Consider the following 23549-nt stretch of genomic DNA (forward strand, 5'->3'; position numbering starts at 1 on the left):
GCATGTCCAGAAAACGCAATGTCCTCATCGGGCAGTCGGGAGGGCCGACACCGGTCATTAACATGTCGCTATACGGCGCAGTAGAGGAAGCGGTTCGGCAAGATGCCGTGGATCAAGTGTTCGGAATGAAGAACGGACTGGAGGGCATCTTTAACCGGAACCTGATTTCGCTTGGAGATCGGCTGGAGGAAGTCAGGCGTATAGCCGACCAGCCGGGGGCGATCCTCGGGACTTCCCGTCACCCGTTGAAAGAAGAAGAGTATGGGGATCTGCTAGCTAGATTGGAAGAATGGGATATCGGCGTATTTTGCTATATCGGGGGAAATGGATCTTCTAGAACCGTAGAGGCTTTGCATCGTTACGCCCGCAGTAAGGGAAGCGATATCTCTTTTGTCCATATTCCGAAGACGATTGATAACGATCTTATAGGTACCGATCATACGCCGGGTTATGGAAGCGCTGCCAAGTTTATTTCGCACATGGTTAAGCTGTTCGCCGTGGACATGGTTTCTCTGCGTACGACCAGCAAGATCGAGATCATTGAAGCGTTGGGAGGCAACAAGGGATGGCTGCCAGCGGCTAGCGCGTTGTTCAAACAGCATGAGCTGGATTATCCGAATCTTGTCTATCTGCCGGATCGGACGTATGAAATGGATACTATTTTAGCCGATTGTGAAAGGGCTTACAGTCGTGGCGGCAGCGTCATGATGATTGTCCCCGATCACTTCCGGGTAGACAGGCTGGAGAAGAATCCCCTTCTGCCGGAGGATCCCGTACGCGGCAATAATGCCGGTGTCGGTTATCAAGTATCCCAATATATAACGGCCGAACTGGGTATTCCGACCAGAGTAACGGCACCGTATGCCTTGTACCGAATCGCTCCGGGTTATACGTCCAGAGTGGACTTCGAGGAAGCGCGCGAATTGGGACAGGCTGCGGTTAGTTATGCACTGCAAGGCTTCTCGGGCGGCATGGTGGGCTTGCACCGGGTTAGCCAGTCTCCCTACAAATGCGAGATCAGATGGGTCGATCTACAAGGGATTGCCGGACAAGAGAAGTCATTTCCCGATCATTACTGGGATGCTCGAATGCATATGCCGACGCAGGCCTTCCTAGATTATGTACTGCCTTTGGCGGACGGCAATTTTCCAAATGTAAAATTTGAACTCTAGCATTAATTACGAGAGGGGTAGTTAAGATGCGTTCATTAAATTGGAAGATGTTTATTGCGATGGGATTGATCATTTGTTTAGCGGCGGCATGCGGAGCTCCGGCAACGACTAATAAGGAAAATAATCAAAAGTCCGAAGGAAAAGCCGAAGGGGAAAAGACCGTCGTCACATGGCTTCAATGGTGGAAGACGGAGGCGGGAGAAGAACCTCTTAATGAACTGGTAGCCGCTTTCGAAGCGAAGCATCCGAATATCAAGATCGACGTGCAGGATCTTCCGTTCGCTCAGGTTCATGACAAGATCGTGACGTTGAATTCGTCGGGGAATACGCCGGATGTCATCGCAATCTCATCGCCTTGGGTTACGGAGTTTGCGATAACGGGGGTTACGGAGCCTCTGGACGAGTATTACGACAAAATGCCGGAGGACTTCAAGGAAAACACGAAAGGACCGCTCTGGGCGGATTGGAAGGGCAAGCATTACTCGATCGGATTCTTTACGGGCAATATGGCGCTCTTCTACAACAAGAAAAAACTCGAAGAAAAGAATATCCAACCTCCTACAACATGGGAGGAATATATTGACGCTAGCATCAAGCTGTCCGATCCAAGCAAGAACATTTTCGCGATGACAGGCAATATCGGATCAGAGCCGCCGTCGACGATTACGTATGAGGTGTGGCCTTATATCTTGCAAGCCGGAGGAAAAATTCTCGATAATGGCCGACCTGCATTCAATACCGCAGAGGGAGTAGCGGGACTGGAACACTTCAAGAGCCTGATTAAGACTCACAAAGTGGCGACGCCGGGCGAGTTGTCTGCGGGAGAGAAGGAGAAGAGATCAAACTTCAGCGCGGAGAACACGGCCTTCATGTATGAAGGGCCATGGGGGATCGGTATCCAACGTAAAGCAAATGCGAATCTAGACTTCGGCATCGTTCCGATGCCGGTTGGCAAGCAAGGCGGTACGGTTGCGGGAGGTACTTCGGTCGGGATTACCGCGAAGAGCAAGCACAAAGAAGAAGCTTGGGAGTTCGTATCCTTCCTGGCAGGTCCGGAGGCGCAACTGATCTGGGCCAAATCGACGAATAACTTCCCGCATAACAAAGCGGCGTTGAAGGATTCCTATATCCAGAGCGATGAACTGTTGAAAGTATTCGCGGATCAATTCGATTGGAATCCGATTAATCCGGATTTGCAAATGCCGCAATCCAATGATCTTCGCAAAATCTTCGTAACGGAAGTTCAGAACTTCCTAACGGACAAGAAAACTGCAGAGCAAGCGCTTAATGATGCGGCTGCAGAATGGAATAAGGTGTTCGACAAGTACAAATAGCTCTCATAGCCGCGAGGGACCTTTCGGTCCCTCCGGTTTGATAAAGGGGTACTCATGATGAAAAACCATTCCAACTTGCGATATGCCCAAAAGCTATCTTTTATTGCTCCGGCCATGCTTCTGCTTATATTACTAACCGGGTACCCTTTGATTAAGGTAATCCAAATGAGCTTCTTTAGCTATGAGAATCCATCGGCGCCGGTGTTCGCGGGAATAGCTAACTATATAGCCGTTCTTGATGACTCCATGTTCTGGCTCGCCTTGGGCAATACGCTTATCTTTACATTCGGTACAGTTCTTCTCGTTATGGTGCTAGGCATCTCGGTCGCTTCACTGCTGAATCAGAATATCAACACAAAGGTGCGCGGGATATTCCGGTCGTTTCTGATGTTTCCTTGGTTGTTCTCGAGCTCGGTTGTCGGTTCGATTTGGATATTGATGCTGACACCGTTCGGGATCGTAAACTGGCTAATGATGAAGATTGGGGCAATAGATACGGGGATCGCCTGGTTGAGCGATGAGACATTCGCGATGATCGGCTTGATTATTACGAATGCATGGAGGAGCTTTCCGTTCGCTATGCTTATGATCCTTGCAGCGTTTCAGACCGTTCCGGAGGATATTAAGGAAGCTGCGGAAGTGGACGGTGCAGGCATGTTCCGGCGATTCGTCTCTATTGTTCTGCCGCATATCAAGGGAATTATGTTTACGGTCATGACTCTGGAAATTATCTGGAATTTCCGATCCTTCGATCTGGTGTATCTGATGACGGGCGGCGGACCGATGCATTCAACGGAGGTGTTGTCTACTTTCGTGTATCATAAGGCTTTCCGTTCGCTTGATTTTGGCTACGCCTCCGCGACGGCGATATTTATGCTTGCCGTGATGATTCTGACCTCCGTATTTTATTTGAAATCGGTCATGAGCAAGGAGGATCGGTAGTTAATGAATAAGAAAAAGAAAACTCTTCTGGTCTATCTATTGATCGGTCTCGTTACGGTCGTTACCTTTGCTCCGATTATCTGGATGTTCCTAGTCTCGATCAGGGACAACAATGCCGTTTTCTCCGTACCGTTACAGTTGATCCCGGATAATCCCAATCTGAATGCGTACCGAGCGATATTCAATAGCCCCGATATTCTTAAGCTGTTTGTGAACAGTTATGTCATTGCCGGCTGCGTGACGGTACTCTGTATTCTTTTTGCAGCGCTTTCGGGCTACGGGTTGTCTCGTTTCCAGTTCAAAGGAAAGCGATTCGTTATTCTGTACATTTTGCTTACGCAGATGTTCCCGATGGTTCTGTTGTCCATTCCCTATTTCCTGATCATCTCGGGAATGGGGCTCTACAACACCTATACGGCATTGATTCTTGCTTATACTTCTTTCGCTCTTCCATTCTCGATTCTAATGATGCGCGATTTTGCCAATAGCATCCCAAGAGAACTAGACGAGGCTGCTACCGTGGATGGCTGCGGACCGCTTCGCACTTTCTTTCAGATTATCATTCCTCCAAGCTTGCCCGGACTAATCGCGACTGGCGTGTATACCTTCATCCTGGCTTGGAACGAATATTTATTCGCCACCGTTCTGACACAAGACGTTGCAGCCCGTCCGTTAACCTTAGGGATTGGAACTTTTATCGGAGAATACACGACGCAATGGAATCAGCTCATGGCATTATCCATATTAGCCAGCGTTCCGCTATTGCTTGTATTTATGTTCGTTCAGAAGTATTTCCTGCAAGGTTTGACTTCAGGAAGCGTGAAATAGATGAGGGACGGCATACTAGCTCGGAAATTGTCGGCGCTACGGAATGTGATGAACAAGCAGGGCTGGGAAGCGGTCATTCTGACGCAACAGAAAAATGTAAGCTGGCTGACCCGGATGCGAAGTCATATTAATATGGCGGTGGAGTCCGCCTGCTGCATAATCGTAGTTACTGTAGATCAATGTTCGCTATTATCCAGCAACATGGAATCGGAGCGTCTGCTGAGCGAGGAACTGCGGTCCGAGGAATACCGATCCTCGCTGGAGAGGTTTCAATGGCCATGGTATGAGCCGGCACGCCGGGACGACCTGATCCGAGATCTGACTCCTGGATGCTCTGCGCTTGTGACGGATACCTCTGCGGAAGTAGAAGGAGAGTTGGTGCTTCTTCGTACGAAGGTGCTGGACTCGGAGCACGGAGAGTGGCGGCTGTTGGGGAGAATGGCGGCAGAAGCCATCGAATCGTGTGCGAAGACTATCGCTCGGGGGCAATCCGAACAGGAAATAGCGGGGCTATTAGCACGGCACTGTTGGGATCGGGAGATCGAGCCGATCGTTGCTCTAGTAGCGGTCGACGAACGGATTCTGAGTGTTAGGCATCCGCTTCCTACAGGGAAGCGGGTGGAAGCCTACGCAATGCTGGTCTTGTGTGCCCGTAAGTATGGAAAGATCGTTTCCGTGACGAGACTTGTTCATTTCGGCAGGCCGCCCGACGAGATTGTACGGAAACATGCAGCGGTTGCCGAGATCGACGCCCGCATGATGGATGCCACGAGACCGGGCAGAAGCTTGGATGAAATGTTTGTCATGCTTCAATTATTTTACCGAGATGCTGGTTACGCGGATGAGATTTACAAACATCATCAAGGGGGATTTGCCGGTTACGCGACGCGTGAACAACTGGCTCTTCCCGGTGTATCCCGGAGGATCGAAGCTAACGGGGTATATGCATGGAATCCATCGATAACTGGAGTCAAGTCAGAGGATACGCTGCTGCTGAGGGATAAGGGGGCAGAGATCATTACAGCTTCAGGAGAGTATCCGACTATTGTCTGCAAGATCGGTGGCGGCAGTTGGAAGCGTCCGGATATTCTTGTAAGGTCGACGGGTCGCTAATCTCGCAAGGAAACATTGATAATCCCGGATAGTAAATAGTAGAGAACTAGACAAAGCCGACCGCATGAGGTCGGCTTTCCTGTCGGTGGAGGTGGCGAATGATCCGTCCATGTCATTTCGCAAGTGCCTCACTCTATCCCCTCCATTTAATAAAATTATGAGAATTACTGGAAAGTCGAAACTTTTTCGGTGGATAATCGTCTAGTTATTGGAAATACATAAAGAGATTGGAGAGTGGATTTGTTGAAGGTCAATGCTCAAAAAGGTACGCCGGCGAAATTACGATGGTCGGTTCTACTGGCTGCAGGACTATCCCTAGCCTTATCCGTGCCAGCACTGGCTGCACCTAAGTCCGACGTGAAGCCTACCGTCATCGCTTACGATTATCACAACGTTGCTCATTCATCGGACGGATCGATTTGGTATTGGGGAGAAGTAGCGGATGTCGTTAAAGGCAAGTATACACTTCGAGACAATACTCCGCAGCTTATGCCGGGCTTAAAGGATGTCGCGGATATTCAAACCTTCCGAAAGAACCATATCATTTTGAAAAAGGATGGTACGGTTTGGGAGTGGGCCCAATTTCAAGATACTCTCAGAGGATCCTTATGAAGCAGTTACCGAATTTCCGGAACCGAAACGGATTGAGGAATTGTCCGATATTGTAAAAATTGCGGGCGGCGAAGTTTATTCCGCAATCGACAAAGACGGATCCGTATGGGTATGGCACCCTTTGGTAAATGACAATGGGTTTCACAAACTTGAGAATATAACCGACGCTGAAGATATTTCATGGGACGGCAATGCCGGAGTCAATATCTTGAGGGAAGACGGAACGGTATGGAAATGGACGGCTTATGGCGAAGAGCTCAAGTTTGTCCTAGCGGATAAGCAGTTTAGAACTCATAAGTTTGAAGAAAACAATCAGTATGCCGTTCGTAAGATCGAAGTCAACACGAATTATTCCGCTCTTCAGATTGAGGGTTTGAAGGATATCGCGGCATTATCGAAAGGTCAGGGGCAGCAAAATTTTGCTATTGCCAAAGACGGAACGGTCTGGGGCTGGGGAGAGAATATCGGAAGCAAACTGGGACTGCCGGATGAGACAAAGTTCGTAGATCGCCCCGTAAAAATTGCAGGTTTGTCCGATGTTTCTTCGATCGTTACAGCTAAGTTCAATACGTTAGTTCTGAAGAAGGATGGATCTCTCTGGGCCTTGGGATACGACGTAGGCGACTATTATTTAGAAAATAAGTATGGGCCTGAATTAAGACGCATTGGCGGATTGGGGAAGGTTGTCTCGGTAGCATTAGGCGCTAGCCATGCCGTAGCCATTACGGAAGACGGGAAGTTATGGGCGTGGGGAAAAAATTACGGCGGAGAGCTAGGAGACGGGAGTTTTAAAGACAGCTTGACTCCAATCCTTGTTAAAAGTTTCAAATAAAAGGATAGCCGCCAGCCACAGCGGTTGTCGCAGAGATTCCTCTGCGAATAAAACTCATGATTCCTGGAATGCCGCGCTGTTGCCGGTATTTCAGGATTTTTTTTCGTTTGCGGGATCAAATGTAATGGAGTCCCCCAATTTCATTAAACATGGGATAACGCATCTCTTATAAGCTACCGCATCGATCTGAACTTTAAGTCCGGACGATCCGCCCTTATGCGCGAATTCCGTGGCAATCGTTTTTCTTGCCGGGTAGTTCCCTTTGAAGCGGCGTTTGAAAATCGCTTCCATTGCGGGAATATCCCAAACGTCTCTCATCAAGACGTCTACCTTAACGACCGATTCCAAGGTTAGATTTACGGAGGCTAATCTGTCGCTCATATTGTCTAGAGCGCCTTCCACTTGCTCCTCGACTGATTTACCGACATTGCCGGCACAGAAGCTAAGAAAGATAAAGTCTCCTGCTTCTACGAATCCGGAATACGCCAAATCTTCATCTACCTCATGTCTAATGATTTCACTCATCATGAAATTCCCTCCGCTTTATAAATTTCTACAACTCAAAGCTCGTTCGAGGAAAATCGGTGCCGAGAAAGGCGGCAAATCGTTCAAGGCATTTCAAGACGCTTTCTTTCATATCGCTATTAACGGATGTATGATCCTCCCACCACCAATTTTTTATGGCTAATGGGGCATTTTTGTTATGTTTCACGGGTTCGAATCGAGCTACGATATTATCGCCGTATACGACGGGCAGCACGTAGTAACCGTATTTCCTTTCCGCTGCCGGCTTATAAACTTCCCATCGATATTCAAAATCGAACAACTCTTTTATAAGCGTTCGATCCCATAACAAATTATCGAGCGGAGCCAGTATGCTTGACCGTAGCATAGGCGAATCATAGGACAAAGCTTCATTTAGGACATCAAGATCCGTGCTTCGTATGTATAGCGGGTGTTGCAATCCTTCCACATCTATCTCGGTTACTTTCTTTTCCTCAGTCAGTTTTGCAAAAGCTGCGTTTCTCTGGGGACTTCTCATTCCGCTAATGCCAAGCCAAGCGTCGCTCGGTCTATTCCAGAGCAATCCCACGCTTCCGATGCGACGAAGCACGTACCATTCATAATACTGCTCGTCCGTCTCGAAAGGGTCGGGCAAGGAATACAAATCGGTAGGAATCAGTCGCTCCGTCAAGTCGTAATATTTGCGCGTGTTGACTTTATGATGAATGACAAGACGACCGGCGTGATACATCCCTTCCAAGGCGGCGCGAGACAACTTTGCGGGGCCCCACGACCAATTAACCTTCTCGCCGTAATCGAGATCTCCCGAGCATAGATATCCTCGATTTTCAATTTCCGCATATATTCGATCCACGGTATCTTTATTTGAATTGCACCAGGTCGAGTGGTAGCTTCGGCGTCTCGAAAAATAGGGCCAATCCTCTAAGGGAAAGATGGACATATTCTTATCCCAATAGTCGATGAGCTTACGTTCTTGGTACAGTAATTCCCAGAGCATGTTGCGGTCGAAATCCGTTATCCGGGATTGGAGGACAAGTTCGGGATTCATCCCGACTACATTAAGCGGATCGAACTGTATGCACCCGACACGGCGGATATAAGACAGGATCCCTTCTTTTCCTATAAATTCAGAATCGCGGTTCAAACCGTGATACAGCAATAAAAATCTTTTAGCTTGAAGTCTAGTCAGCACGATCTTATCCATTGTACGCCTCGATTCTTTACGGCTTGAAATGAAACGCCTCGCGGCAAGCTGCAGCATGCTACGACCATTATAAGCAGGGAAATCGGACAACAGTGTGTCGTAATTCAGCAATATCGATCAAGTATCGATTTAGCGTGCGATATAACCTTTTGTTTTAAACTCTCGGGCTCAAGAACGGCAACCTGACGGCCGTATCCGAGCAAAGTTCCAAACCAGCCTTTTTCCTCTTCGGGCACGCTGAATTCTATAACGAATTCCTTTTCTCCGATTTCCGTTAATCGTGCGTTCGGGAAGGATTCCTCAATGGAAACCCTGATTTCGGACGAGCATAATAGTTTCACGTTTATGTAGGGACGTTGATCTTGATGCCGCGCTAACAACGCCTCTGCATTCTCGTGATGCTTCGAAAAAGGGGTGACGGTGGATTCGATCCTGCGCATTCGGGACAATCGGAACAGTCGGTAATCTTGTTTGCGGCGACAAAATCCGAACACATACCACGAGTACCACTTGTAGGTAAGGGTCAGAGGCTCTACAAGTTTGTTCGACGTATCGTTTAATGCATTGGTGTATTCGAATTCGATTACATATTTCATTCGAATAGCTCTCTCTACTATCGCTATATCTTCTCTAGTGCGGGCTCCTTCTCGCAACACCCCGAAGTCAAGGGAGATAGACTGTTGTTCATGATCCCTGTAGGGCGATAACGCCAACATTTTCTCGAAGGTTGCTTCTGCTTGATTGCTGCTATATCCGGAACACAAGCCCTTTAGGGCAGTTAGGATAAAAGTATAATCTTCGGAATGTAGAACCTGCCTATTCATTTTAAAGCTATTCATAATGTAATAGCCGCCATTCGTTCCTTGTTCGGCCCCTACCGGAATTCCGGCTAGACTTAAAGTTTCGATATCCCGTTGAATGGTGCGAGTGGAGACCTCGAATTTCTCTGCCAAGGAACGGGCGCTAACCGTATCGCGGTTTAATAGATAGATTACGATTCCAAGCAATCGATTTATTTTCATGTGACTATTCCTTTGCGCCAGGGTGTGGACGATATAAATAAGCTATCATTGGGAGGTTGAGATTAGCAAGATATTGGTCGTAATGGCGCTATGCTCCTCGACCTAAATTTAAAACGATTGAAATTATAAAATATATTGACTAATAAGACTTAACTAATTACTATATAGACATGAATTAAATTGTTTTAAAGAGGTTGATTGAGTGAAGAGAGAGCATGTGACTTTAAAAGATATCGCCAAAATCGCAGGGGTATCTTCGGCGACGGCATCGTTAGCATTGGCGGACGACCCGCGGGTTAATATCAAGACCAAAAGGCATGTGCTCGAAATTGCCGCACGTTTGCATTATACTCCCAATGAGATCGGGCGAAGCTTAAGGGCCAAGAAAGCCGACACGGTTGCGCTTGTATTTCCGAATACGCCGCATACGGCGTTTACCCATCCGTTTTTTTCGGAGCTGCTTGAAGGGATTTCGGAAGTCTTAATGGCCAACAACTTTAACTTTCTTCTATCGACGACTCCGACGGAGACGGACGAGGCCGCGGCATACGACAAAATATTGCGAACGCGCAGAGCCGACGGGATTATCTTGTGGCCTGCTCCGGTAACGGATCGAAATATATTGCGCATTATCGAATCCGGTTTTCCGGTTGTGTACTTAGGAAAGGGCTATCATCAGGATGTGCTGACGGTAGAGCGCGATGATGTCGGAGGAGCCTATAAAGCAACGGAACATCTGTTGATGAACGGAAGAAAACGGATCGTTCACCTAACGGGGCACAAGGATTTTTTGGTAACCCTAGACAGATTAGAAGGCTATAAACAAGCTTTGCAGGACTATAAGGTTTTGTTCGAGCCGTCGCTTGTGATAGATAAAGATTACGTTATGGAATCGGGTTATCAAGCCGTAATGGAAATGCAGCGTAATCAGGTGGAATATGACGCCATATTCGCCGGCAATGACGGAATGGCTATCGGCGCGATCAGAGCCCTTCAGGATTTAGGCAAACGAGTGCCGGAGGACGTCGCGGTTGTCGGATTCGACAATATCCTTCTGGGTACGATGATGAAACCGTCGCTTACTTCGATCGAACAGCCCGTACGGCAGGTAGGGGCGTTGGCTACCGAGAAATTGCTTGATGTCATTAATGGTACGCAAAGTGAAAGAAAAGCAAACGGTCATACCTTCCCGATTAGTTATTAGGGATTCGTCTATAATACTAAAATAAAATGCATTTTAATTTTTAATCAAAATTTAAATAGATTTAAAAAACTTGAAAGGGGTGATGCGAAAGGGGATCTAAATTTATTCTAATTAGTTGAATTAAGGGGAAAATTTAAAACGATTTATAATGGGAGGAAATGCGATGAAATTGAAAGCGTATTCAGAAAAAACTCGCAAGTTAATTACTCTTGGAATCGTCCTTGTATTGATTTTCCTAACCGCATGCGCAAACAATTCGAACGAGAAAAGCGGTAACCCTTCGGAGTCCGGCAGCTCGCAACCAAGCGGGAATAAAATAACGTTGGATTTTTGGAATGGATTTACGGGACCCGACGGGGAATTGTTAACCAAGATCGTCGAGAGATACAACCAAACGAACAACGCGAATGTTCAGATCAAGATGGATATAATGCCTTGGGATCAAATGTATCAAAAGCTTCCGCCCGCGATTGCCACCCAAACGGCACCGGACCTCGTCCTGATGGCGCCGGTATCGTCGGTTTCCTATATTCAGAACGATACGTTAAGACCGTTGAACGACTTCTTTGACGTGAGCGGCGCGGACAAAACGGATTTCTCGGATTCGTCGCTTACGCTATCGAGCGTCAATGGAAATAACTACTTACTGCCTATGCAGATGAATGGACTTTATCTGTATTGGAATAAAGATATGTTCAAAGCGGCCGGATTGGATCCGGAGACGCCGCCCGCTACGCTTGATCAGCTGGCAGAATTCGCCGTTAAATTGAGCAATCCGGGGAAAAATCAATACGGAGTCGGCTTTCCGGTTAAAGCTGCCCCTTACTATTTCACTTCCCTCATTGAAGCTAATGGCGGGGCGGTTGTAGATGCCGCTGCCAAAAAATCGGTATTCGATTCTCCCGAGAATATCAAAACATTTGAATGGCTGCGGCAACTGGCTAAGCAAAAGGCAACTCCCGCAGGAGCGACCGGCGGAGATTTGGATAAGCTGCTCATTAGCGGACAACTTGGCATGTATATCAGCGGGCCTTGGATGATATCCGGTTTGAAGAGCAACAACATTAATTTCGGAGTTGCGATTCCTCCTAAAGGAACGGTTCGACAAGCGATGGATGTCGGCGGAGTCGGATTCGCCGTTCCGAGCAGTACCCCGGATGAGCATATCGCAGGCATCTATGATTTCATCAAGTATTGGAATTCGACTGAAATCGGCAAAGAATGGTCCATCAGCAACGGATTCCCTCCTTACTTGAAATCCGTAGCGCAAGATCCCGATGTTCAGAAGGACCCGGTTATTTCGGTAATGGCAAACATGGATGAAAGCGGGGTAGGCTTCTTGCCCGGGTACGTAACCGCGGAGCGGATCGCAGCCGAAATCTTCCTGGCGATCGAATCCGTCGTGAGCGGCAACTCCGATCCGGCCGATATCTTGCAGAGAGCTTCCGAGAAAATCGATAGCATTCTGAAAGACGAACCGTAAGCGATTCCATTCATGGCTGTCGTCCGTCGGGAAGGAGGCGACAGCCATGATAGGACCGATTGGAGGCAAATCAATGTCCACTGCTAAACGATATTTACGTTCATGGCTTACGCGTCCGGAAAGAGCCGCTTATTTATTTCTTTTGCCTTCAGCGCTCATCTTGACTGTTTTTATCGTCATTCCGTTGGTAGCCACGCTTGTCATCAGCATGCTTAATATGGATGTTTTTCTGAAGTCGGCTGACTTTGCGGGGGCGGATCATTTCCGGCAGCTTCTGGATGATGAGAGTTTCTGGAATGCGCTGAAGAATACTGCTTATTTCGCTGTTGTCGAAGTTCCTTTGCAAGTCATCGTGTCCTTGCTTGCAGCGGTATATGTCGCTAATAACACAAGGTTTCGCAAGTTTTTACGTTCGGTTTTCTTCCTCCCTGCCATCTGTTCGTTTACGGCAATCGGTATCGCGTGGTCGTTTTTGCTGGATCCGCAAACAGGGTTGTATACCGAATACTTATTTAATTTGGGGCTGCCTCGAATCGCGTTTTTGCGCGATCCTCATTGGGCGATGCCGACTGTCATCCTTACGACGGTATGGAAAACGTTCGGTTACAGCATGATGCTGCTGGTAGCCGGTCTTCAGAACATTCCCAACTCCTATTATGAAGCCGCGGAGATCGATGGCGCGGGAAGTTTGCGCAAGTTTGTTAGCGTTACGCTTCCGATGCTGATCCCGGCATTGAGCTTTACTATTATTACAACGACAATCGGAGCTTTGCAGGTTTTCGATCAAGTGTTCGTTATGACGCACGGAGGGCCGCTCAATAAAACGGAAACGATAGTTTCTTATATTTACAACGTCGGATTCAGTATGGCTCCTTACGATTTGGGATATGCTTCGGCGATTTCGGTTGCTCTATTTGTCCTTATTATGATCATTACCCTGTCTATGAACCGCTTTTTTACGAATAAGGAAACTTCGATGTAGGAGGTATGAGGCAATGGCTAAACAATGGACTTGGAGAAAAATCGCCGCCACTGCATCGATCCTGATATTGTTCGTCATAGTGACCCATCCGCTGCTGTGGCTGTTCATTTCCAATTTCAAGACGGAATCCGAATTGCTCCGATTCCCGCCGACTCTGTTCCCGAGAGATGGCTATACGTTCAACAACTTTCAAGAAGTATGGGCGCGTATTCCTCTGTGGGATTTTTTCAAGAATACCATTTTCTTTGCGGTCGGCGTTACGGTCTTATCCGTCTTTTTCGATTCGATGGCGGGTTATGCTTTCGCGAGAATGAAGTTCAAAGGGAACAAGTGGATGTTTACGGCGGTACTGATCACCATGATGATTCCGTTTCAAGTCGTGATGATCCCTCTGTTCGTGGAAGTTTATAAGCTCGGAATCCTTAACACCTATTGGGGATTGATACTTCCAAGGGCCAGCAGTGCTTTCGGCATTTTCCTTATGCGGTCGTTCTTCGTTTCTTTGCCTAAGGATTTGGAGGAGTCGGGGCGTATTGACGGATTGAACGAATTTCAGATCTATTGGAAGTTGATGCTTCCGTTATGTAAATCCGGCATGGTTACGCTTGGAATCTACCTGATCATGAATAACTGGAACGATCTCCTCTATCCGTTGATGATGACCAGTTCCGCGGAAATGCGAACGTTATCCGCCGGACTTGTCATGTTCGTTGGCCAAAGATCCATCGAGTACGGCCCGACGCTTGCGGCCACGACCGTTTCGCTGCTGCCTTTGTTGATCATCTATATCGTTGCGCAGAGATACTTTGTTCAAGGAATTGCAACGTCAGGCTTAAAAGGTTAAATCGCTCCGATTCTCATCCTAGACTATCGAAAGAGGTGTTCTAATAATGAACAAAGCAAAGACGATTATTAGCAAGGATTTCAATATCGGTAAAACAGACGATAGACTGTTCGGTTCCTTCGTCGAACATATGGGAAGCGTGGTCTACAATGGCATTTACGAGCCTGATCATCCGACGGCGGACGAGAACGGCTTCCGTAAAGATGTGCTTCAGTTAGTAAAAGATCTGCAATTAGGCGTCATTCGTTACCCGGGCGGCAATTTCACTTCCGGCTACAATTGGGAGGACGGTATCGGACCCAAGGAATCCCGACCGACAAAGGTAGAAGTGGCTTGGAAAGCCATTGAACCGAACACGTTCGGACTGAACGAATTCATGCAGTGGATCAACCAAGTCGGTTCGGAAGCGATCATGACCGTAAACCTCGGAACGAAGGGCATCGAGGATGCCAAAAATATCGTGGAGTACTGCAATTTCGAAGGCGGGAGCTATTGGAGCGATCTGCGTAAATCCCATGGCGTCGAGAAACCGCATAATATCAAGGTTTGGTGTCTTGGGAACGAGCTTGACGGCGAATGGCAAATCGCAAGGAAAACCGCCGAAGAATACGGCCGTCTTGCTTGCGAGACCGCAAAAGTCATGCGTTGGGTCGATCCGAGCCTTGAATTAGTCGCCGTAGGAAGCTCGGCCCGTCATTTGCCCACTTTCCCGGAATGGGATCGCACCGTGCTCATGCATACTTACGAGCATGCGGACTACTTATCGCTTCATCACTATATCAACAAGATGGAAACAGACACCGCGAATTATTTGGCTATGTCGATAAACATGGAGCGCCAGATCAAAGAAGTCATTGCCACTTGCGATTATGTTCAGTCCGTAAAGCGCAGCAAGAAAACGATGTATTTGTCGTTCGACGAATGGAACATTTGGCGCAAGCCGGATATCGAATATAAACAGTGGGAAATCGGTTATCCGTACGACTGGGTTCGTTTTCACATGGAAGATGCGCTCGTCTTTGGTTCGGCAATGCTAACGCTGCTGCGGAATGCGGATAGGGTTCGTATCGGTTGTCAGTCGTTGCTAGTGAATACGATCCCTATGATTCTGACCGAGAAGGGCGGACAAGCTTGGCGCAATCCGACTTATTACCCGTTCCAACATGTGTCTCTCTATGGAAGGGGAGAAGTGCTTCGCACGGTTACGGAATCTCCGAAATACGATTCTTCCGAATACACGGATGTCCCTTATATTGACTCCGTTACGGTATGGAATGCGGAACGGTCCGAATTAACGGTATTCGCGATCAACAGAAGCTCGGAATCGATGCGGTATGAATTGGACATCCGGGATTTTGCCGGCGTCGGTTATCTTGAACAAATCGTTCTGAAGAACGATAGCTTAGGCGCATTCAATACGTCCGACAATCAAAATAACGTATCTCCGGTCCGTTGCGATCAGACGTCCTTGGAGGGCGGCATCGCGACGAGCGTACTAGATCCTTATTCATGGAACGTAATCAGGTTCAACGTTAAATCGTAGGGCGGGAAAGAGAGGGTAACCCAATCATGGATAAACAGACAACGAACAACTCTCCCTTTATTTCTAATAGGGCGGATCCCTGGCTATATAGGCATTCGGACGGGTACTACTATTTCACCGCAACGGAACCCGGCTATCAATATATCGAGTTGCGAAGATCTCGGACTCTGGCGGGGGTTGCGCAAGCCTCCCCCGTCGTGGCGTGGCGCAAGCATGAAACAGGTCCGCTAAGCTCCCATATCTGGGCTCCGGAAATTCACTATATCGAGGGTAAGTGGTACATTTACTTTGCGGCAGCGGCAACTCCCGATACGACAAACGGCATGTTCGATCATCGGATGTATGTTCTGGAGAACGAGTCGGAGAATCCGTTGGAAGGAACGTGGGCTGAAAAAGGACAACTGCGCACGAATTGGGAGTCCTTCTCCCTCGATGCAACGACCTTCGAGCATGACGGAACCCGTTATCTGGTCTGGGCCCAGAAGGACCCTGCCATTCACGGAAATTCGAATTTGTACATTGCCAGAATGGATACTCCTTGGAGTATTAGCGGCGACCAGGTCCTCATTACCGTTCCGGAGTTGGAGTGGGAGACGATCGGCTTCATGGTGAATGAAGGCCCCGCGGTGCTGGTACGAAACGGACGCATCTATCTCGCTTACTCGGCTAGCGCAACCGATCATCATTATTGCATGGGGCTGTTAGTCGCCAATGAAACGGATGACTTGCTGAATCCCGCCTCATGGACGAAAAATAAAGCGCCGGTCTTCGCGACGAACGAAGCCGAAGGACGGTTCGGCCCGGGGCACAACAGCTTCACGAAGTCGGAGGACGGCAAGCAGGACATTTTGGTCTATCACGCTCGCACGTATAAAGAGATTGATGGAGATCCGTTAAATGATCCCAACCGACATACTTTTATTAGGTCCTTCGGTTGGAGCGCCAACGGGCTTCCGGATTTCGAAGCTAACCTGAAATAAAGCAATAAAACACTGACCGAATGAGGCCAGTGTTTTTTTCGCTCCTTATTGATCCTGCGAAGGGTACTCCTTCACCTCGAATGAAATAATCTGATGATTAAATATGAGAAAATGTGCCTATATAGTATGATTATAAAACGGTTGTCGAGAAATGTATAATTAAGGAAGGATGTGGAGGTTTGGAGTCGAAATTTTGTTCGTCTTGCGGGCAACGATTAGATAATCCCGGCCAGGCTTGTCTCAATTGCGGCAAGGGAAACGGAGTCCAAATTGAAGATAAAGCGGAAGAACAGATTTTTGGAGAGACAGGGATTCCCGTTGAATTATTAAAAGCATTTACAAAAAAAGACGTGTATCTAGCAAAATGGGGAAAAAATTCGGGGTGGAACTGGCCAGCGTTCCTTTTCCCTCCAATTTGGATGGCCTATCGAAAATTATACGTTGAATCTGCTATATATTTTGGAATCATATTTTTGCTCTCCATCATCGAGTCGTTTGTTGGCTATATGTCCAGCTCGACTTATTTGCTGATCTCGATATTTGCAGGTGTTTACGGCAACAAGATTTATTATCGCAAAGCGAAGAAAACGATTGAAGAGATTATGGCTCTCCACGAAGATAAAGAAAGGCGGCTATTTTTAATAGGTAAGAAGGGGGGGACATCCGGTTGGGGAATACTTGGCGGGATTATGTTAGTTCTTGTCCTCTCGGTTCTCATGGTATTCGTTGATGAAACCGTAAACCCCGACACGAGATCTGTGTTTTATTCTAAAAGTCCGGAAGTTATTTTTGCTGAAGACGTAGATGATCAATTAAATGCCATTCATCCAGGAACGACTTTCCCGCAAGGCAGTGTATGGGTAATTCTTCGTTCCTATGATGATTTAGCGGTAAACAACATTAAAATAACGATTACGAAAAAGGTTGGGGGATCGGAGCAAATCGTAAATCATTATGATGAAGCCGTTGACCCTAAATGGGGGATATTCAGCTTCAGATACGATTTCAGTGAATCCGGTCAATATGGTGTTTCGTTCTCCAAGCCTTCCGGCGATTTACTCGGCTCAGGTCTTGTGGATATTAAGTTTAAGTGATTTCTTAAAGAGAACGAAGAAACTCCACCAAGTAGATCCACAACCGCAAGAGGTTGTGGATCTTTGCTTTTCCTCGATTTTAACTGTCAATGTCAGTTCTATATGTTCCTAATAGACAATTAAGATTGCAGCGATTCAAACCCTCCAATAAGACACCACCCTATAGCTCTTTTGTTATAGTTACTTCCTAAAGTTTATTTAGGGGGTTAGAACATGGTATTAAAGGTTGAAAATTTGTCGGTAACCTACGCTCATAAAACGGCAGTCGATCGAATTAGTTTTCAAGTAAAGACTGGGCAAGTAATAGGATTGCTAGGTGCAAACGGGGCAGGGAAGTCCTCGACAATTGCTGCGGTGCTAGGTATCGAAACAAGCACCTATGACGAGCTTGTCATCGTTGGTAAATCGCCGATTCGCAATCGCAAGGAGATATTTGAACAAGTTGGGGTGCAGTTTCAAGAAACCCGTTTCCAAGATAAATTAACGGTTTCCGATGCATGTAAACAGTGGCAAGCCCTTTACAAAAAAACGGCCGACGTACCTGCCTTACTACAAACTTTCGGACTCGCAAATAAGGAAAAGCAACTGGTTAAATTACTTTCCGGCGGAGAGCGTCAGCGCCTGGCCGTACTTCTTGCTCTAATTCATGAACCGAAGCTCGTGTTCCTAGATGAATTGACTTCAGGGCTTGATACCAAGGCTCGCCGTATGCTGTGGAAACAGCTCATAACAATGAAAGAGGATGGTTTAGCGATTGTTCTAACATCGCATTACATGGATGAGGTTGAAGCGTTATGCGATGAGATCCTAATCCTGCGTGAAGGTCAAACGGTCTTTCATGGGACAATCCAGGAAGCGTTAAAATTAAGCGGGAAAATAAAGCTTGAAGACGCATATTTACATTTTGCCGGCGAGGAGGAACACTGGGAATGAGTACATTGTTTACGCTTTTAAAAATAGAAGGCAAGCTAGTGTGGAAAGGGATTGATATTTTAATTTTCGGCATTTGTTTTCCGATCCTATTAGCGGCCTTGTTTGGCTACTTGCTTAGTAAAGATGCATCGGCAGGTTCTTCTGACTTTGAATTATCTTATGCGGCCGTTATCACGATTGGCGTGCTTGCAACGGGTGTAATGGGGCTGCCGCTAACGATTGCTGATTATCGACACCGAGGCATTCTGAAACGATTCCAAGTGACGCCGGTATCGCCATTACAGATTTTATTTGCGCAGGTCCTAATTCAGCTTTCCTCTGCCCTTGTTTCTTTCATTGGCGTTACCCTTGTGTATTATCTGATTTTTGATTATCGATTAGCAGGTTCCTGGTTTGTGTTTTTGAGTGTATACGCTTTTGTTATTGTTGCCATGTACAGTATCGGGATGTTCATTGGCAGTGTTGTACCTGATCAAAAAGCGGCGAATATGTGGAGTTCCGTCGCCTACTTTACGATGCTATTGTTCTCAGGCGCGACGATTCCATACGAAGTGATGCCTCGCTTTTTTCAATGGGTAATGGATATACTACCTTTGTCGCACGGTATTCATTTATTGAAAATGTCAACTACAGGCGAAACCATGGCAGATATGGCAGTACCCATTTTGATATTAGGCATTTGTACGGTTATCAGCTTGGTTGGGGCGTTCAAATTTTTTAAGTGGAAGTAGGATTGCGGGATGTACCGAACGAAAGAAATTGCAGCACTAGTTGGGGTACATCCCAATACTATAAGGATTTATGAAGAATGGAATTATATCTCACATGTTCCGCGAGGCGAGAATGGCTACCGCATTTATTCAGACTTGCATTTATTTCAACTAAAAATAACCAGAATCGCTTTTCGTTGCGAAATCGTTCAAGGACTAATCCGGGCAAAGGCAAGGGCCATTGTAGAAGCTAGCGGTAAAGAGGACTTTGCTCAAGCACTAGAGCATGCGCGATCCTATTTGTCCCATCTTGAAAAAGAATATAACCGAGCGTTAGAAGCCATTGAACTTTCGGAGCAGTGGATGAGTGGAATAAGATTTGCTTCTGCTCAAACGTATACACGGAAAGAGGCGGCCGAGGTTCTGAACCTCTCGCCTGAAGTTTTACGAAATTGGGAACGTAATGGCTTAATAACGGTCCCCAGACTTTCAAATGGATCTCGTGCCTATACAGAGAATGAAATAATAAGATTGAAGATTATTCGTACTTTAAGGACGGCACATTATTCAATGAGTGCGATCCTTCGGTTAATGAATAAAACGGAGGAAACAAGGGGGACCGATATTAATATTAAGAAAGTACTCGAAACACCTGAAGATCATGAAGACATTATTTCGGTGACAGATCGTTTAACCTATTCATTAGAGCAAGCCAAGGAGTCTGCAAAGGAGCTTATAAGGCTACTAACCGCACAAATATCGTTATCCCCATAGGCTCCTTATATTCGAAAGCAAGCCTCGATCCAGCCTGCATCCGCAGGTCTGATTCGAGGCTTGTTTGTCTTGCATGCTCTCTTTAATTAGCCCTTGCCGTTAATGCGGCACTTTAACCGTAGTCGTCGCCGTCGCGATGTTGCCGGCGAGATCCGCGGCCTCGTACACGATCGTATAGATTCTTCCTTTGCCGCTGCCGGAACGCTCCGCGCGGAGCAGGATTTCCTTGTCGGCCGTTCCGATGTCGGCGCCTTGAATATCGCCCGCGGTATTCCCGTCTCCGGGTCCGTTGTCCGGCTCGTTGCTCGTGACGGAGACCAGCTTAACGGATGCGATGCCGGATGCGTCGTCGGTCGCGTTCCAGGACAAGGTGATCGGAACCAGCTTGTGATTCGGCGGAGAAAGCACCGATTTGTTCGCGAACAGCTTCAGTACGGGCGCCTTCTTATCGATGTTCGCGACGGTCGCCGTCGCCGTGCCGGCATTGCCGGCCGCGTCGATGAACTCGAAAATAAAGCTTCCGTTCTCCGTGAACGTATGGCTCGCGGAGCCGCCGTTGTTCGTGATCGTCACCGGCTCGCTCGCCGTGATCGTCGCGACGACGTCTTCGTTCGTCGGGCCTTCATGGCTGTAGCTTACCGTGGCCGTCGGCGGATCCGTATCCTCGCCTTCGAGGGTCAACACGCCGAATACGGACGTGTCGATATATCCGTTGCCGGTCGCGTCGTTCCATGCGGCGGCGCTTTGGCGAGCGCCGTCCTTGGCGTCGTTGATCTGCGCGTCGAAACCGACTTTCGAGCCGTTCGCGGGCGCGATCGACCTGAGCGGGATTTTCGCTTCGACCGTGTAGTTCGTTCCGGCGACGAGAGTCGCGGATTCGAAGCCGTCGGCGATGCTCGGCGGACTGAACGACGTCTCGTTATCGAAGTTGATTCTGTACTGCCCGTCGTCGGCCTCATAGAAGGAGGTCTTGGCGTTGTTCTCGTCTATGAAAATTTCGACGGAATCCTGCTCCCACGCGTTCGGGCTCGTTTTGTCCAATTGCGCGTCGCTGATTTGGATGAGCACGTACAGATGGTGATCGTCCCACAACGCTTTAGCCTTCCCGGTAGCCCCTTGCCAAGCCATTTGATAGCGGTTGATCTGCATTTCGGGCGCTCCGCTCCAGATCGCGTCGACCGTCCCGTCGATCGCGGGCGTGCCGAACTTGGCGATTCCCTGATTCGCCTCCTGAACTTCGCGGGGATGCTCTTCAATATACGTATCCGGATCGATGACGCCGTAATACGCCGGCTTGGCTTGCAGGTTCTTGTCGAACGGCAGCGGGTTGGAAGACGCTCTCCAGCTCGTGCCGTCATCCAATCCCCAGAAGGTGACGCGAGGGATACTATCGGCGTGAGCCTTGAAAATTTGGAACAGCTGCGCGTAGAGATATCCCTGCGCTTCGGCTAACTGTTCGGATAGCTGGTAGTTGCTTCCCGCCTGGATGTCCAACTCGGTGATGCTGACCTCCACGCCTAGGGAGATGAATCTCTCCAAGCTCAGCTCTACGTTGTCCGGGTTCGTGTTGACGTTATAATGCCCCTGCATGCCGACGCCGTCGATCAGAAGCTTGCCGGGGTGCTCCAACGCATAGCGGTCGTTGATTTCTTTGACCATATTGTAGATAGCTTGCGCTTTGTTTTGGTTGTCTTCGTTGTAATCGTTGTAATAAAGCTTGATGTCCCACTCCGGATGCGCGTCCAGCACTTCTCTCGCCGCGAGGAACGCCTGCTCGACGTAGTCCGGCCCGATCGCTTGAACCCAAGGGGACTGGCGGAGCGACGTTTCCCAATTCGCCGGGGTGGGCGGGTTGTCGCTCATCGCTTCGTTCACGACGTCCCACGAAATGACCTGTCGCCGAAATGTTCCATGACCGTCTGAATGTGCGTTCGCAGATTGTCGAGCGCCTCTTGACGCCCCAAGGGGGAGCCGTTCGACGTGTTCATCCAAGCGGGAGATTGCTGATGCCATACGAGCACATGCCCGTGCATCCGCATGCCCTCCGCCAAAATCTTGTTGACCATCGTATCGGCCGAGGAGAAGGAGAAGTTGCCCTTCGTCGGCTGCAGCGCGTCGGGCTTCATCGCGTTGCCGGCCGTGGCAACGTTGTGGTGCATCTTCAGCAGCTCGAGACGAACGCCTTCCAGATCCTCCGCGGAGATCGCGTTGCCGACCAGGAAATCGTCAGCGTACGCGTCTTTGATCGGAAGAAGATCTTTCTGTATGGGGAACGGACCGGAGCCCGTGCTCTCGAAGCCGATGTCGTCGATGTAGAAGGAGGCCGTGGCATTATTCGAGCTCTCCACGTAGAGGGTTAAATATTCGTCGCCAACGCTGTTGTAACGGTACGTTCCTTCGAACAGCACCCAGCCGTCGTCCGAGCCTATCGTTTTCGGCGCGAGGGCGACATAGTTGGCGCCGCTTCCGTCGCCGATTTGCGTTGACAGCTGAAGCTGCGAGCTGGAGGGGGAGATCAGCTTGACCCATGCCGATATTTTATACTCGAACCCTTTGTCCACGTATTTCTCCACGCGCAACGACGGCCCGTGCCACGTCGACGTCCTGCCTTCCACCTTCAAAGCGTAAGAGCCGCCTTCGGTATGGTTGGCTTCATCGGTCACGGTCAGCGTCTCGGACCCCGACCGGCCTCCGAATCCGCCCGTCGTTAAGTCCTCGAAGTCGATCGGATCGAAATCCAGAGCCGGCGGTCTCGGATTCTCTCCGCCGCCGGGAGCCTCCCCGGTGATCAGCACGTCCCCTATGTAGAAGGGGACCGTCTTGCCGGAGTCGCTGGATTGCACGCGAAGACTCGTATCCTTGCTCGTATCTACGGTAAATTGCGCCGTCAGCGTGAACGCTTCGCCGGCGGCGAAGTTCGCTCCGGCCAAAAAGCCGTAGCTGTCCACGGTTTGAAGAAAAGCCTGCGCGCCGCTCGGGACGACGACGTCGGCATCGACGTACCCTTTTACGGTGACCGTGTAAGTCTTCCCGTTCTCCAAGCCGATGTCGCCGAATTTGAAATCCGCCGCGTCCCAGTTGTTCGTTCTGTTGCCGACGTAAAGGGCCGCGCCGTCGGCATTGCCGTCGAATACCTTGCCCGAGACCGGTGTTAGGCTGGCGCCGCCGGATTGCGAGGCAGCGCCTTTGCCGGCTGCAAACGTTTCGTGGTATACGGTTGTTGTTTCCGAAGCCGCGGCATTCGGGACAAGCCAGCTTGAAGGAAGAAGCAAAGTCGCCGCGAGTAAGAGCGTGAACGCTCTTGTCAGCTTGCTGGTCATAACCTCATTCCTCTCCATTGATAATATACCCTTGTTTGTTAAGCGCTTTCATTAACGACTGGATCGAGTTTCCCTCCTTTCTTCAAATGATTATAGCA

The 23549-nt window shown here is 48.6% G+C and carries 20 protein-coding genes and 1 pseudogene; 17 read left to right on the forward strand and 4 right to left on the reverse strand.

From position 1 onward, the window contains the following. The first annotated feature begins 2 nt into the window (after positions 1-2). The 7 genes from FPL14_RS16705 (at position 3) to FPL14_RS16735 (ending at position 6833) form a co-directional block, all read left to right on the forward strand. Positions 3-1172 (forward strand): diphosphate--fructose-6-phosphate 1-phosphotransferase, encoded by a 1170-nt coding sequence (locus tag FPL14_RS16705; protein WP_182298828.1) that lies wholly within the window; start codon positions 3-5, stop codon positions 1170-1172. 26 nt (positions 1173-1198) lie between these two features. Beyond that, positions 1199-2506, forward strand: coding sequence for an ABC transporter substrate-binding protein (locus tag FPL14_RS16710; RefSeq protein ID WP_182298830.1), 1308 nt, complete (start codon positions 1199-1201; stop codon positions 2504-2506). A 54-nt stretch (positions 2507-2560) separates the two neighbouring features. Then, positions 2561-3448, forward strand: coding sequence for a carbohydrate ABC transporter permease (locus tag FPL14_RS16715; RefSeq protein WP_182298831.1), 888 nt, complete (start codon positions 2561-2563; stop codon positions 3446-3448). Between the two features lie 3 nt (positions 3449-3451). Then, positions 3452-4276: a carbohydrate ABC transporter permease gene (locus FPL14_RS16720; protein WP_182298834.1), complete on the forward strand. Its 825-nt coding sequence runs from the start codon at positions 3452-3454 to the stop codon at positions 4274-4276. Further along, on the forward strand, positions 4277-5389 hold the full coding sequence (locus FPL14_RS16725) for a M24 family metallopeptidase (RefSeq protein WP_182298836.1): 1113 nt from the start codon (positions 4277-4279) through the stop codon (positions 5387-5389). It abuts the gene before it with no gap. A 234-nt stretch (positions 5390-5623) separates the two neighbouring features. Beyond that, positions 5624-6001 carry an RCC1 domain-containing protein gene (locus tag FPL14_RS16730; protein WP_182298838.1) on the forward strand — a complete coding sequence of 126 codons (378 nt, stop codon included), beginning with the start codon at positions 5624-5626 and terminating at the stop codon, positions 5999-6001. A gap of 40 nt (positions 6002-6041) precedes the next feature. After that, positions 6042-6833: an RCC1 domain-containing protein gene (locus tag FPL14_RS16735; protein ID WP_182298840.1), complete on the forward strand. Its 792-nt coding sequence runs from the start codon at positions 6042-6044 to the stop codon at positions 6831-6833. 90 nt (positions 6834-6923) lie between these two features. Here FPL14_RS16735 and FPL14_RS16740 read toward each other — a convergent pair whose 3' ends face one another. The 3 genes from FPL14_RS16740 to FPL14_RS16750 all read right to left on the reverse strand — a co-directional run bounded on the left by FPL14_RS16740 (position 6924) and on the right by FPL14_RS16750 (position 9584). Beyond that, positions 6924-7361, reverse strand: a complete 438-nt coding sequence (locus tag FPL14_RS16740) for a RidA family protein (protein WP_229263545.1) — start codon at positions 7359-7361, stop codon at positions 6924-6926. A 25-nt stretch (positions 7362-7386) separates the two neighbouring features. Continuing rightward, complete coding sequence (locus FPL14_RS16745; RefSeq protein WP_182298842.1) at positions 7387-8562, reverse strand: winged helix-turn-helix domain-containing protein; 1176 nt, start codon at positions 8560-8562, stop codon at positions 7387-7389. A gap of 104 nt (positions 8563-8666) precedes the next feature. Beyond that, positions 8667-9584, reverse strand: a complete 918-nt coding sequence (locus tag FPL14_RS16750) for a helix-turn-helix transcriptional regulator (protein WP_182298844.1) — start codon at positions 9582-9584, stop codon at positions 8667-8669. Between the two features lie 202 nt (positions 9585-9786). Here FPL14_RS16750 and FPL14_RS16755 point away from each other — a divergent pair, with 202 nt between their 5' ends. The 10 genes from FPL14_RS16755 (at position 9787) to FPL14_RS16800 (ending at position 20131) form a co-directional block, all read left to right on the forward strand. Then, positions 9787-10788, forward strand: coding sequence for a LacI family DNA-binding transcriptional regulator (locus FPL14_RS16755; protein WP_182298846.1), 1002 nt, complete (start codon positions 9787-9789; stop codon positions 10786-10788). Positions 10789-10951: 163 nt separating this feature from the next. Beyond that, positions 10952-12271 (forward strand): ABC transporter substrate-binding protein, encoded by a 1320-nt coding sequence (locus FPL14_RS16760; protein ID WP_182298848.1) that lies wholly within the window; start codon positions 10952-10954, stop codon positions 12269-12271. A 73-nt stretch (positions 12272-12344) separates the two neighbouring features. Then, positions 12345-13253, forward strand: coding sequence for a carbohydrate ABC transporter permease (locus tag FPL14_RS16765; protein WP_182298850.1), 909 nt, complete (start codon positions 12345-12347; stop codon positions 13251-13253). Between the two features lie 13 nt (positions 13254-13266). Further along, complete coding sequence (locus tag FPL14_RS16770) at positions 13267-14097, forward strand: carbohydrate ABC transporter permease (RefSeq protein WP_182298852.1); 831 nt, start codon at positions 13267-13269, stop codon at positions 14095-14097. Between the two features lie 46 nt (positions 14098-14143). Next, complete coding sequence (gene arfA, locus FPL14_RS16775; protein ID WP_182298854.1) at positions 14144-15640, forward strand: arabinosylfuranosidase ArfA; 1497 nt, start codon at positions 14144-14146, stop codon at positions 15638-15640. Between the two features lie 26 nt (positions 15641-15666). Then, positions 15667-16620, forward strand: a complete 954-nt coding sequence (locus FPL14_RS16780) for a glycoside hydrolase family 43 protein (RefSeq protein WP_182298856.1) — start codon at positions 15667-15669, stop codon at positions 16618-16620. A 179-nt stretch (positions 16621-16799) separates the two neighbouring features. Beyond that, complete coding sequence (locus tag FPL14_RS16785; RefSeq protein WP_182298859.1) at positions 16800-17714, forward strand: DUF2628 domain-containing protein; 915 nt, start codon at positions 16800-16802, stop codon at positions 17712-17714. A 213-nt stretch (positions 17715-17927) separates the two neighbouring features. Next, complete coding sequence (locus FPL14_RS16790) at positions 17928-18647, forward strand: ABC transporter ATP-binding protein (RefSeq protein WP_182298861.1); 720 nt, start codon at positions 17928-17930, stop codon at positions 18645-18647. Beyond that, positions 18644-19378 (forward strand): ABC transporter permease, encoded by a 735-nt coding sequence (locus FPL14_RS16795; RefSeq protein ID WP_182298863.1) that lies wholly within the window; start codon positions 18644-18646, stop codon positions 19376-19378. Before FPL14_RS16790 ends, FPL14_RS16795 begins: the two co-directional genes overlap by 4 nt. Positions 19379-19387: 9 nt before the next feature. Continuing rightward, positions 19388-20131 (forward strand): MerR family transcriptional regulator, encoded by a 744-nt coding sequence (locus FPL14_RS16800; protein WP_182298865.1) that lies wholly within the window; start codon positions 19388-19390, stop codon positions 20129-20131. A 99-nt stretch (positions 20132-20230) separates the two neighbouring features. Here FPL14_RS16800 and FPL14_RS16805 read toward each other — a convergent pair. Continuing rightward, a pseudogene (locus tag FPL14_RS16805) lies at positions 20231-23451 on the reverse strand (endo-1,4-beta-xylanase). Positions 23452-23549: the final 98 nt, after the last annotated feature.

The organism is Cohnella cholangitidis, from assembly GCF_014107495.1.
Classification (GTDB): domain Bacteria; phylum Bacillota; class Bacilli; order Paenibacillales; family Paenibacillaceae; genus Cohnella; species Cohnella cholangitidis.

What these genes read in the sequence shown, in the direction of transcription:
- FPL14_RS16715 (WP_182298831.1), top strand. Translation starts at nt 2,561, where the DNA reads ATGATGAAAAACCATTCCAACTTGCGATATGCCCAAAAGCTATCTTTT.
- FPL14_RS16750 (WP_182298844.1), bottom strand. Translation starts at nt 9,584, where the DNA reads ATGAAAATAAATCGATTGCTTGGAATCGTAATCTATCTATTAAACCGC.
- FPL14_RS16720 (WP_182298834.1), top strand. Translation starts at nt 3,452, where the DNA reads ATGAATAAGAAAAAGAAAACTCTTCTGGTCTATCTATTGATCGGTCTC.
- FPL14_RS16710 (WP_182298830.1), top strand. Translation starts at nt 1,199, where the DNA reads ATGCGTTCATTAAATTGGAAGATGTTTATTGCGATGGGATTGATCATT.
- FPL14_RS16800 (WP_182298865.1), top strand. Translation starts at nt 19,388, where the DNA reads ATGTACCGAACGAAAGAAATTGCAGCACTAGTTGGGGTACATCCCAAT.
- FPL14_RS16780 (WP_182298856.1), top strand. Translation starts at nt 15,667, where the DNA reads ATGGATAAACAGACAACGAACAACTCTCCCTTTATTTCTAATAGGGCG.
- FPL14_RS16765 (WP_182298850.1), top strand. Translation starts at nt 12,345, where the DNA reads ATGTCCACTGCTAAACGATATTTACGTTCATGGCTTACGCGTCCGGAA.
- FPL14_RS16740 (WP_229263545.1), bottom strand. Translation starts at nt 7,361, where the DNA reads ATGATGAGTGAAATCATTAGACATGAGGTAGATGAAGATTTGGCGTAT.
- arfA (WP_182298854.1), top strand. Translation starts at nt 14,144, where the DNA reads ATGAACAAAGCAAAGACGATTATTAGCAAGGATTTCAATATCGGTAAA.
- FPL14_RS16725 (WP_182298836.1), top strand. Translation starts at nt 4,277, where the DNA reads ATGAGGGACGGCATACTAGCTCGGAAATTGTCGGCGCTACGGAATGTG.
- FPL14_RS16770 (WP_182298852.1), top strand. Translation starts at nt 13,267, where the DNA reads ATGGCTAAACAATGGACTTGGAGAAAAATCGCCGCCACTGCATCGATC.
- FPL14_RS16795 (WP_182298863.1), top strand. Translation starts at nt 18,644, where the DNA reads ATGAGTACATTGTTTACGCTTTTAAAAATAGAAGGCAAGCTAGTGTGG.
- FPL14_RS16760 (WP_182298848.1), top strand. Translation starts at nt 10,952, where the DNA reads ATGAAATTGAAAGCGTATTCAGAAAAAACTCGCAAGTTAATTACTCTT.
- FPL14_RS16790 (WP_182298861.1), top strand. Translation starts at nt 17,928, where the DNA reads ATGGTATTAAAGGTTGAAAATTTGTCGGTAACCTACGCTCATAAAACG.
- FPL14_RS16705 (WP_182298828.1), top strand. Translation starts at nt 3, where the DNA reads ATGTCCAGAAAACGCAATGTCCTCATCGGGCAGTCGGGAGGGCCGACA.
- FPL14_RS16745 (WP_182298842.1), bottom strand. Translation starts at nt 8,562, where the DNA reads ATGGATAAGATCGTGCTGACTAGACTTCAAGCTAAAAGATTTTTATTG.